Origin of the sequence: Capsulimonas sp. (genome assembly GCF_039929585.1) — a bacterium.
Lineage (GTDB): Bacteria > Armatimonadota > Armatimonadia > Armatimonadales > Capsulimonadaceae > Capsulimonas.
The window spans coordinates 1-9917 of record NZ_JBDSQY010000275.1 but is presented as its reverse complement, the minus strand read 5'-3'; the positions used below and the strand labels follow the sequence as shown (position 1 = coordinate 9917).

11 protein-coding genes are annotated in these 9917 nt (G+C 56.4%); 10 read left to right on the top strand and 1 reads right to left on the bottom strand.

From position 1 onward, the window contains the following. Positions 1-144: 144 nt before the first annotated feature. From ABIZ35_RS20685 to ABIZ35_RS20675, 3 genes are all read left to right on the top strand, one after another. On the top strand, positions 145-1290 hold the full coding sequence (locus ABIZ35_RS20685; RefSeq protein WP_348221821.1) for a pilus assembly protein TadG-related protein: 1146 nt from the start codon (positions 145-147) through the stop codon (positions 1288-1290). 89 nt (positions 1291-1379) lie between these two features. Next, a complete protein-coding gene (locus ABIZ35_RS20680; RefSeq protein ID WP_348221820.1) occupies positions 1380-2249 on the top strand; it encodes a hypothetical protein in 870 nt (289 codons plus the stop codon). 208 nt (positions 2250-2457) lie between these two features. Beyond that, complete coding sequence (locus ABIZ35_RS20675) at positions 2458-2979, top strand: GNAT family N-acetyltransferase (protein ID WP_348221819.1); 522 nt, start codon at positions 2458-2460, stop codon at positions 2977-2979. Between the two features lie 132 nt (positions 2980-3111). Here the strand turns inward: ABIZ35_RS20675 and ABIZ35_RS20670 are convergent, their stop codons facing one another. Further along, positions 3112-3984, bottom strand: coding sequence for a 2-oxo acid dehydrogenase subunit E2 (locus ABIZ35_RS20670; RefSeq protein WP_348221818.1), 873 nt, complete (start codon positions 3982-3984; stop codon positions 3112-3114). 173 nt (positions 3985-4157) lie between these two features. Between ABIZ35_RS20670 and ABIZ35_RS20665 the strand changes: the two genes are divergently transcribed. From ABIZ35_RS20665 to ABIZ35_RS20635, 7 genes are all read left to right on the top strand, one after another. After that, entirely contained in the window at positions 4158-4928 is a 771-nt protein-coding gene (locus ABIZ35_RS20665) for a rhamnogalacturonan acetylesterase (RefSeq protein WP_348221817.1), read from the top strand. Positions 4929-5072: 144 nt separating this feature from the next. Then, on the top strand, positions 5073-5399 hold the full coding sequence (locus ABIZ35_RS20660) for a hypothetical protein (RefSeq protein ID WP_348221816.1): 327 nt from the start codon (positions 5073-5075) through the stop codon (positions 5397-5399). 349 nt (positions 5400-5748) lie between these two features. Then, positions 5749-6525: a hypothetical protein gene (locus ABIZ35_RS20655; protein ID WP_348221815.1), complete on the top strand. Its 777-nt coding sequence runs from the start codon at positions 5749-5751 to the stop codon at positions 6523-6525. 102 nt (positions 6526-6627) lie between these two features. Further along, entirely contained in the window at positions 6628-6867 is a 240-nt protein-coding gene (locus ABIZ35_RS20650) for a hypothetical protein (RefSeq protein ID WP_348221814.1), read from the top strand. Next, positions 6860-7600 carry a DUF72 domain-containing protein gene (locus ABIZ35_RS20645; protein WP_348221813.1) on the top strand — a complete coding sequence of 247 codons (741 nt, stop codon included), beginning with the start codon at positions 6860-6862 and terminating at the stop codon, positions 7598-7600. The genes ABIZ35_RS20650 and ABIZ35_RS20645 overlap by 8 nt, the downstream gene beginning before the upstream one ends. A gap of 127 nt (positions 7601-7727) precedes the next feature. Continuing rightward, a complete protein-coding gene (locus ABIZ35_RS20640) occupies positions 7728-8588 on the top strand; it encodes a prepilin-type N-terminal cleavage/methylation domain-containing protein (RefSeq protein ID WP_348221812.1) in 861 nt (286 codons plus the stop codon). Positions 8589-8822: 234 nt separating this feature from the next. After that, positions 8823-9695: a DUF1559 domain-containing protein gene (locus ABIZ35_RS20635; RefSeq protein ID WP_348221811.1), complete on the top strand. Its 873-nt coding sequence runs from the start codon at positions 8823-8825 to the stop codon at positions 9693-9695. The last annotated feature ends 222 nt before the right edge of the window (positions 9696-9917 follow it).

Genomic DNA, 9917 nt, shown 5'->3' with positions numbered 1-9917 from the left:
CATTCGGGAGACGGGATCATATCCATAACCTCTGGCAGGAAGTTTTTGGAATATCGATTCCCGTCTCCTCAAATCTTCAACCCTCCAAAACCGCTAAACTACAGTCAATTATGATACGGCAATAATGTCTACAGGGAGAATTTGATGTTACATTCAAGACGGAAAAGTCAGCGAGGCGCGACGCTTTTGTTCCTGGCGTTATCGATGACAGCATTATGCGCCGTATCGGCCCTCGCTCTGGATGAGGGATACATGTGGTATGCGCGCAACAAGGCCCAAAAAGTAGCCGATTCGGCAGCGCTGGCGTGGGCAATTCAGAACAGCGCGACGGCGCGCGATCGCGTGATTTCCGCTTATCAGAATCATGGCGCGAAGTTCATCCTCAATAGCAGTAAAACAAGCGCAACAGCTACTACTTTTACGGTGTATGGAACGGTACTATCACCGTCGGTTTTCGGTCAAGTCGTTGGACAGGGCGCCACGAACGTTCCCGCTCACGCCACCGCTACCGCCCTGCCTGCTGGAAGAGTGTATAGCAGCGCGCCCTGGGGGCCGATCGCCGACCAGTCCAATCCAGATCCGGGTCTGGATCCCGCACTGCGAAGCGACCTGATCTTTTTGAGCAGTCTACTGACGCAGCCGCCGGCAAACTTCACGTACCAGACGCGGCAGATCACCCTTAAGTCCACAACCATGGCCGGGTCCACCATCAGCGCCATGGGCAACTTCGGCGCTCTGAATTTGGTTGGCGCGTCCGGCGGCGGCGACTATCGCACTAATGTCGGCTACAACTCTTCGGAGATGATCAGTATTGGCGACCAGATCAGCACCTTGACCGGAAATAAAGTCGGTCCGACACAGCAGGGCATGGGCGATCGATTGAATCCCACATTGTCGCCGCCAAACGGGATGGATTCAACGTATGTCAACAGTTCTTCGCCGTACAACGATTGGTTCTATGGGCGTTCAAATTATCCGGTCGATTACACAGACGCATCGGGCAAAGTGTACTACAAAGACCCATACCGGCAGGACGTTAACGACGATCACCTCGTCGTTCTCCCGCTCATTTCAACGCCCGGAAAAAATGGGAGCGCCAACGTTACGGTACTTGGATTTGGGGTGTTTTTCATCGAAAATACATCTCCCAGCGGCAATTCTCAGAACGTCGTCACCGGGCGCTTTGTCGGTATGAACATCGCCGGCGCCGCTGGGGGGAATACATCGGTCGTTGGAACAACAGGGTATGCGAGCGGCGGAGGGGCTACGGTTGTCAGTCTCGCGGATTGAATGAGAACTGCATCGTGACGCGTAATCAAAGGCAAATTCTACCCCAGACAGCGTAAGCCGCCGGGCGTCCGATTGGCTATAATACAAGCATGTCTTTGAATATTCCTGTCCCCACGGACTTCTCGTTTATGGAAACCATTTCCTCCCACGGCTGGCGCCGCCTTACTCCCTTTCACTGGGACGAAGACAGGCAAACTCTGGAACGCGTCGAGCATCTTTCGACAGGCGAAGTCGTCCGGCTGCAAATTCGCGCCGACGATCGGCAAGTTTTTGTTGATGTGGACGGCGGCGCCGAAGCCGAAATTCTTTCCCTCGTGCGCCGCATGCTGCAGTTGGACCTGCCGATCGATCATTTCCACGCCTACTGCCTCACGCGTCCCGAACTCGCGCATATTCCCGCCGCCGTGCAGGGCCGCATGCTGCGCGGCTCATCGCTCTTCGAGGACGCCGTCAAAGTGATCGCGACCTCGAACACCACCTGGACCCAGACCATCGCCATGACGGATCGGCTCGCGGAGCACTTCGGCTCGCCGCTGCCCAGCGCCCCCGAACGCCGCGCCTTTCCCACGCCTGAGCAGATCGCCGCCGTTCCCTTCGATGAGTTCGCCGCCCTCGCCCGCATGGGCTATCGAAACGCCTACGTCCACAAGATCGCGACCGACATCGCCGCCGGCGTCCTCGATATCGAAGCCTGGCAAGACGAACCTCAAACCGCCGATGCTTTGCGCAAACGTCTCCTCTCGCTTCCCGGTGTTGGCCCATATGGCGCCGCGTGCCTGATGCTTTATCTTGGTAAACCCGCCCATGTCAACGTCGACAGCTGGGCGCGCACGCTGCTGGGGAAAGAACTGGGGCGGCCGGTGACGGACAAAGAGGTGTATGCCTACTTCGAGCAGTACGGAGAGTGGCGGGGGTTGGTTTATAACTTCTATCCGTGGAAGAAGGAAGACAGTGCATAGTCTGCAAGAGCGCTCCAGGCTGTCGCCTGGACAAAGCGGCGGCTGCCGAAATCGTGTTTGAGAGCCGGATTATGTCGCCGTCGGCCCGATATACGATATAATATTGCCATAGCTCGTTTGCTTTCGCCGGCGCTGCTGCTGCGCTGTCGGCGATTGGGAAGCGTTACGTTCAAGATCCGCCCTGACCACATCGCCACCTATGAACACTATGGAAAAAATCGTCATTCGGCCCGCGAACCCGGGCGATGCTCCCACCATCGCGGCTCTCCATGTCAAATCCTGGCGTCACGCCTACCGGGGACAGCTGCCAGCAGATTTGCTCGAAGCGCTCTCCGTCGAGACACGCACGAAGATCTGGTCCGGAATTTTGTCTGCGGATAATGAGAAGATGGCGACACTCATTGCGGAGATCGGCGGGGAAATCGTCGGCCACTGCAGTGTCGGCCCTTGCTGGGACGGGGACGTCGAAAAAGACACCGGCGAGTTGTATTCGCTTTATATCGATCCCGATTGTATGGGAAAAGGCGCCGGTTCAGCGCTTCTAGAACAGGGCCTTGCGTTTCTCTTGGAATCGGGATACGGCAAAGCAACCCTCTGGATCCTGATCTCCCATGTCAGTTCACGCCGATTTTACGAGCGTCGCAACTGGACCCCCACCAAAACCACCAAGTCCGACCTCCGGAACGGCTTTGAGTTCTACGAAATGCGCTATCTCAAAACGCTCGCATAAAACCCCCAAGACGCCCCCGACGCCTCCTTCTCTCTCCCGCCAACCCTACCCAGGTCAATATAATAGCTGCGCGCACGCTCATGACCAAGTGATTGGGCCGCGCGGTAACGCGTTTAACTTGGATAGAGACGATTAGCTTAATGCCGCAGTCGTCGGCTGCTCTGATTCCTTTGCCTTCGGTGTGTCGAACACCTCCGGAAATCGCTTGGGATTCAAGAAGATCTTCTGAAACCTGCGCATCATCTGCCCGCCGTGGACCCCGTCGGCGTAGCGGTGGTCGAAGGTGAAGCTGATGGTGACGCATTCGGCGACCACGACTTCGCCCTTGCGAGCGATGGGCAGAGGGCGGGGGCGGCCGACGCCGAGTATGAGGGGGCAGCGGCAGTAGGGGGACAGCGGGACGAGGGCGTTTTCGATGCCGAGGACGCCGAAGTTGCTGATCATGACGGAGCCGAAGCGGTCATCGGGCATGCCGAACTTTCGCAGCGAGACATTGAGGGTGTAGTGGAAAAAGTCTTCCAGCCACATCGTGATGCGCAGCATCCAGATGGGCAGGCGCGATGTGATCCTGTCGATCTTTTCGGTGTCCTCGTCCTTGCCGGCGCGCAGAAGGGCGAGCGCGTTTTCCGCCGACTGGGCGACTTCGCCGAGACTCTGGTTGGGGACGTCGCGCAGGACGAAGCCGGAAAGGTCCCGGCCGACCGGAGTATTCAGCAGGGTCGTGATGAACACATCGGTGCGGGCGCGCTGGTAGAGCCGGTCCTGGCGCAGCAGATGGTTCAGCGCCGGATGCTCCTCCAGACAGTTCGCCACAATCTTCCCAATGAAATAGGTGAGTGATGGTTTTGGATCGGACGGGTAGGCGTTCAGGAACGCCTCCGCTTCCTCAATGGGCAGATCGAACCAGCTATACGTGCTGGGATCGCGCGGCGCCCGCCAGCTGGCGATGGCGATTTTACGATACGTCGTGAGCGGCTGGGTCTTGCCGAGAGGGATATGTCCCATAGCGATGTCCTTATCCGTGCCTGTTTGGCTTATGTGAGCAGTATATCACAGTCCATCCATCCCCACCATACGTCGCCGCGCCGGAACTTATTATTGGGGGTTTGCGCAATGGACATGGTACGGTAAAAGTACGGTGGCGTCCCCAACGAACGGCGGGATGCTGAGGAAAAGATATGACATTCAAGATTTCCATTGGATCGCTGGCGGTGATGCTCGCTCTCAGTATGGCGAGGCCCGCGTTTTGCGCGGAGAAGCCCACGCTTTATCTCATCGGGGACTCCACGGTCAAGGCCAACATGGCGGGCGGACAGGGCTGGGGTGAAGTGATCGACAAGTCATTTGACACGTCGAAGATCCACGTTGAGGACGACGCCCTGGCCGCGCGCAGCAGCCGGACGTTTTTTACGGAAGGCCTCTGGACGGCGGTCGAGGCGAAGCTGAAGCCTGGCGACTTCGTGCTGATGCAGTTCGGGCATAACGACTTGGGCGTTCCCTCGGAAAGTTACCGTGCGTCGCTGCATGGCGTCGGCGCCGAAACGCAGGATGTCACCAACCAGCAGACCAGCAAGCCCGAAACCGTGCATACCTACGGCTGGTATATGACAAAATTTGTCACCGACGCCAAAGCCCACGGCGCCATGCCGATCATCGTTTCCCCCGTCCCCCGCGACAAGTGGACGGCGGACAAGGTCGTGCGAAACGCCGGTCAATACGGCGAGTGGTCGGCCGATGTCGCAAAGACCGAGAATGTCCCATTTCTCGATCTCAACTCCATCGTAGCGGACAAATACGACGCGCTGGGCAAAGACAAGGTGACGGAGTTCTACTTCCTGCCTGACCTTACCCATACTAAGCCCGCCGGCGCGAAGGTCAACGCGGAATCCGTGGTTGAGGGAATTAAAGCGCTTAAGGACAGCCCATTGTCTAAGTATCTCGCCAAATAGGATCGGCCTGGCAGGCGTTCTCGAAAGCCTGCCAGTGTTCGCTCATCGAGACTTCATACTCTTATCATAGCGATAATCGTCATGATGGACATAAGCACAAAGGCCTATCTTTGAGGGGATGCGAGTAATCTGGGAGAAATCAGAATGAGCGAAATTCCGATCGCCTGCAATCTGGGAGTATTCAGTGATGAGGAGCACGCGCGGTACGCCGTGGCGGTGCGCCAGCTTGGCGAGGCGAATTTAGGCGTGGACGACCTGCCTGACGGGTATTCGTTCCGCTATCCGGCGGGCAGGACGATATTACTCGCGATCGCCGAGTTTGTCGCCCTGGAAAGCCGATGCTGCCCGTTCTTTGATTTCGAGGTAAGCATTCCGAAAAATAGCGGGCCCGTCAGCCTTAGGATTATGGGTGGTAAGGGCGTGAAGCCGTTTATCAAAGAAGAACTGAAGGTCGCGCCCACCCGAGTGTGAGCATTGTTATCTCCTTTAGTCACGTCCTCTCATATCTTCCCTTTCTCCCTGATAATACTCGTAAATTCACCATGCCTAGAGCTGTTCGGGAACATTCGCGGCTGCGGGCCGTCTATTACTCATAGGCGGGACGAACAATCCCGCAAAGATCGCCCGATGGGAAAAGGGCGCTTCGGCGCTCAAAATCGCCGTATCCCGTGTTTGAAAACAGGTGAGGCGCGGGTAATAAAAACAAAGATGCGGCAAGCAGACGGCCGGGTGCAATCCCAATGGCGCGGCGCTCCGCAAGGATTTCAAAATGTCGGTTTTGACACTGGGTTCGCCCAGGGAAGTGTAAAGGATTACAACAATGTTCAACGCATTCAATACAAATCGTCGTTTCTTAACGGCCCCTCTGGCGGCGATGGCCGCCGTCACGCTTGGCGTTTGCGCTCCGGGAGCGTTCGCACAGTCGAACAAGCAGATCGTTCTGCGCTCCGGCTCGGTAATTCCCGTCAAGCTGAACACGGATTTGTCTTCCAACAATTCGTCGGAAGGCGACTCGTTTACCGCGAGCGTCGACAACAGCAAGCAGGCGTATGACGATATCCTTCACAACGCCACCGTGGAAGGCGTGGTGCAGGAAGCGACCCCCCAGGAAGGCAAGAACCCGGGAACGCTGAAGCTGGCCTTCAAGCGCCTTCGCCTTTCTGATGGCCGTTCCTACGCCATCTCCGGACGGGCGACCGGTCTGGATTCCAAGTCGGTCTCGACCGGCAGCGACGGTGTGCTGAAGGCGAAAGCCAACACCAAGAATAAAGACCTGACCTACGCCGGCTACGGCGCCGGCGCCGGAGTTCTGGCGAGCGTACTGAGCGGCGGCAAGCTCAAGCTTGAGAATATTCTGATCGGCGCGGCTCTGGGCTACGGCGCCAGCCAGCTGACCAAGGACAAAGATGTTCATGACGTGGACCTCAAAGAAGGAACGGCTATCGGCGTTCTTCTGGATGACAGCGTGAAGTATTACCATCGCGCTGGCGCAACGACCCAGAACCCGAGCACAAACAAGGCCGGCAAGTACTACACTTACCAGGGCCACCCGTACTTCCTGAACGCCCGCACCGGCGTCCGCACCCGCCTCGACTAGTTGCAAAAGCCTGAATAGAAATTAGCCCCTCTTACGGATGACGTGAGAGGGGCTGATTTTGTGTTGGGTTTCTCATTCTCTCGGGCTGGATATACAAGAAGTATGAGCCACGAAGAAGCCGAAGCCCTGACGGAGTTTATCAAAGACCACGACAAACGGTTCGAAGCTAAGGCGCGCACGGAAGGCGGCGACAGCTCCGTTCTTCTCACTCCCGTTTCCGACGGTGTTCCGTTGGCGCCGATCGTCAGCATTGAACAGTATCGATCTGAGCAGATTGATGCGAATGATCACGAACCGACCGTGCGCGCCGCGTGGGAAGCCTGGTCGGCGCGCCATGAGTAACGATCCGCCGATGTCCGTCCGAATTGGCTGCGCCGGCTGGAGCGTACCGAAAGAGTATGCCGCGTCGTTTCCGGATGAGGGAAGTCATCTTGAGAAATACGCGACTAAACTGAACTGCGCCGAAATCAATTCGTCATTTTACAAGCCGCACCGCCCTTCGACTTACGAACGCTGGGCCGCCTCCGTTCCGGATGGTTTCCAATTTTCCGTCAAAGTCCCGCGCGAGATTACCCACACGCGAAAGCTTACGGACTTCGCCGAGCCGCTGGCGCAGTTTTTAGAGGAGTGTGGTCACTTAGGGGAGAGGCTTGGGCCGCTCCTGGTCCAATTGCCGCCCAGTCTCGCATACGACGCCAACTTAGCCGCGCCATTTTTTGAGGCTTTGAACGCACAGCACAACGGCGATGTCGTGTGCGAGCCGCGTCACGAGAGCTGGTTCACGCCCGAGGCCAATGCGCTGCTTGTCCAGTATCACATCGCGCGCGTTGCCGCCGACCCCGCCCGGACGCCCGAAGCCGCACATCCTGGAGGGTGGGGCGGCGTCTCTTATTATCGCCTGCACGGCTCGCCCCGTATCTATTACTCCGCCTATTCTGAAGATTATTTGAAGGCGCTTGCGGCGTTACTGGCGCCCGGCGATTGGTGCATTTTCGACAATACCGCTTCCGGGTCGGCGATAGGGAATGCGCTCTCACTCATGATGCATGCTCTGGGGAATAATTCCAAAAATTAACACTTACATAATATTCGCTTAATCTTTTCTTAACCAAGCTTTGGTAAACTCAGGCTCACTTGTGCAAACGTTTGCGCAGCCATGAAGTGCCGACGCAATCACACGCGGTTTTGGCAGGAAGTGAAACATGCAACTAAACAAACCTCAGACGATCTCACGGCAACGTATCGGCTTTACACTGATTGAGCTTCTCGTTGTGATCGCTATTATTGCGACCCTTGCGGCGATCTTGTTTCCCGTCTTCGCGAAGGTGCGGGAAAAGGCTCGTCAGACGGCGTGTTTGAGCAACTGCAAGCAGATGGGCATGGCGGTCATGATGTACACGCAGGACTACGACGAGACATTCCACAAGAGCAACAGCTCCACCACGTTTGAAGTGCACGCCGTGCCTCCAATGTTCGGCTTCGGCGCCAACAAGGCGATCCGAGGGTACACGAACTGGCCCTGGTTTTACGGCCCCTATGTCAAGAGCGTGAATGTTTTCGATTGTCCGGAGAGCCCGGACGGTCCCGAGCAGCTGACGAAGACGGACTGGACCAACGACGGCAACTACGGCTTTAACTACGATGGCCTTTGCCGCGCCGTCAATCTGCCGGCGCGTACGCTGTCTGAGCTGGAGGAGCCGGCCAGTGTTTATGTCATCTTCGACAGCGGCGATCCCGATCCTGTCTCTGGAAGCAATACCTACGACAATCTGCTCGAAGCCCTGGATCTCAACCTCAACTGCTCCACGAATATGTGGACCAGTGGATACAGTAAAGAAGCGGCGCTTCGGCACTTTGGGCGCAGCAACATGGTGTTCGCCGATGGGCATGCTCACAGCATCACCTGGCAGCAAATGCTGACCCGCAACGGCAATGATGTCGCGCCATGGATGATCCAATGGTCCGGCTCCGAAGCCGCCGCAAGCCGCTGCACGGTCAATGGATGTCCGCCTCCGGTCGCCGGGCCGGGAAAATGCTTTGATCCTGCGCGTCTGCCGGGATAACGAAAAGAAAACTTAGAATCTCAGGTTAAATTGAAGACGTCCTGTGCTCGCCTACGGCGGTCAGGGCGTCTTTTTCTGTCCTCAGTTGAAATATTTTCAGAAGTTAATGTTCCCATAACATTCGCTTAATCTCCTCTTAACAGGACGCTGGTAAACTCCTCACTGCTCAAGCAATCGTTTGCGTTCTCATTGATGACCCTTTCATTAACGCTTTTACTAGACAGGAAAGAAAACATGCAGCTACTAAAATCCCATCGCCAAATCAAAGGCTTTACCCTGATTGAGCTACTCGTAGTTATCGCAATAATCGCGATCCTCGCCGCCATTCTGTTCCCCGTATTCGCCCAAGCTCGTGAAAAGGCCCGCCAGACCGCGTGTCTGAGCAACATGAAGCAGATCGGCACGGGCATGATGATGTACACGCAGGATTACGATGAATCGATCGTGCCATCGTCAAACACGACTTCCTGGCCAACGATGATTTATTCTTACATCAAGAACACCCAAGTATTTGTGTGTCCCAGCGCTAATGACGGGTTTTCCGGAAGTGATGCGAAATATATTCCCGGAATGAACAAATTCACTGGCGTTGCGGTAACCGTTGGAACTTCCGCTGGCGACGGCACCTCCACAAGCCTTTCCATGGTTCCGCGACTGTCTTACGCTCGAAACTTGATCCCAACGCAGAACGGAACTGGAGCGAAGCCATGGGATAACATCATTGCGCTTCGCCCATGCAACAATGGTAAAACCTATCCTGGGTTTGTGGACTACGCAGGTAACCAGAAATCCGGATGGGTTGGAAAAGGCACGACATTCACGCGCTCCATGGCCGAAATTGAGGATCCGGCGGGCACCATTCATATCGTGGACGGCATGGTCTCTTATTTGGCTCTTACGCCAACGACCTTCAACCAGGGGCCTTCCATGCGCGGCCTGCAGTATGATAACCGTACCGACATGTTCAACGATGCGACGTATTCCAAGGTTGCTTATCGTCACACCGGCGGCTTTGTGGTCCTCTATGGCGATGGTCACTCGGGATACAAGAAGTGGGGATCGACCACGCCGTGTATGTGGACGATCCAGGACGATCAGTGCAACTAATCCGTCGAATTTGAATGAATGGCCGGCGAGCTTATGCTCGCCGGCTTGAGTTGTTCTTGGCGTCAGATATAATCTGATGGGAAATGCTTTGCAAGGAAATGATTGAACGATGCGAATGAAATTGATCCCGGCGGCCGTCCTGGCCGTTGCGGGCGCGGCGGCCGTGATGGCGGCCACACCGCATCTCGCTCCGGCGACCAAGGTCGCCGGAACTCCTCTTGT

Coding starts and splice junctions, on each gene's coding strand:
- ABIZ35_RS20645 (WP_348221813.1), top strand. CDS start 6,860: ATGAGTAACGATCCGCCGATGTCCGTCCGAATTGGCTGCGCCGGCTGG.
- ABIZ35_RS20650 (WP_348221814.1), top strand. CDS start 6,628: ATGAGCCACGAAGAAGCCGAAGCCCTGACGGAGTTTATCAAAGACCAC.
- ABIZ35_RS20670 (WP_348221818.1), bottom strand. CDS start 3,984: ATGGGACATATCCCTCTCGGCAAGACCCAGCCGCTCACGACGTATCGT.
- ABIZ35_RS20635 (WP_348221811.1), top strand. CDS start 8,823: ATGCAGCTACTAAAATCCCATCGCCAAATCAAAGGCTTTACCCTGATT.
- ABIZ35_RS20660 (WP_348221816.1), top strand. CDS start 5,073: ATGAGCGAAATTCCGATCGCCTGCAATCTGGGAGTATTCAGTGATGAG.
- ABIZ35_RS20665 (WP_348221817.1), top strand. CDS start 4,158: ATGACATTCAAGATTTCCATTGGATCGCTGGCGGTGATGCTCGCTCTC.
- ABIZ35_RS20640 (WP_348221812.1), top strand. CDS start 7,728: ATGCAACTAAACAAACCTCAGACGATCTCACGGCAACGTATCGGCTTT.
- ABIZ35_RS20675 (WP_348221819.1), top strand. CDS start 2,458: ATGGAAAAAATCGTCATTCGGCCCGCGAACCCGGGCGATGCTCCCACC.
- ABIZ35_RS20680 (WP_348221820.1), top strand. CDS start 1,380: ATGTCTTTGAATATTCCTGTCCCCACGGACTTCTCGTTTATGGAAACC.
- ABIZ35_RS20685 (WP_348221821.1), top strand. CDS start 145: ATGTTACATTCAAGACGGAAAAGTCAGCGAGGCGCGACGCTTTTGTTC.
- ABIZ35_RS20655 (WP_348221815.1), top strand. CDS start 5,749: ATGTTCAACGCATTCAATACAAATCGTCGTTTCTTAACGGCCCCTCTG.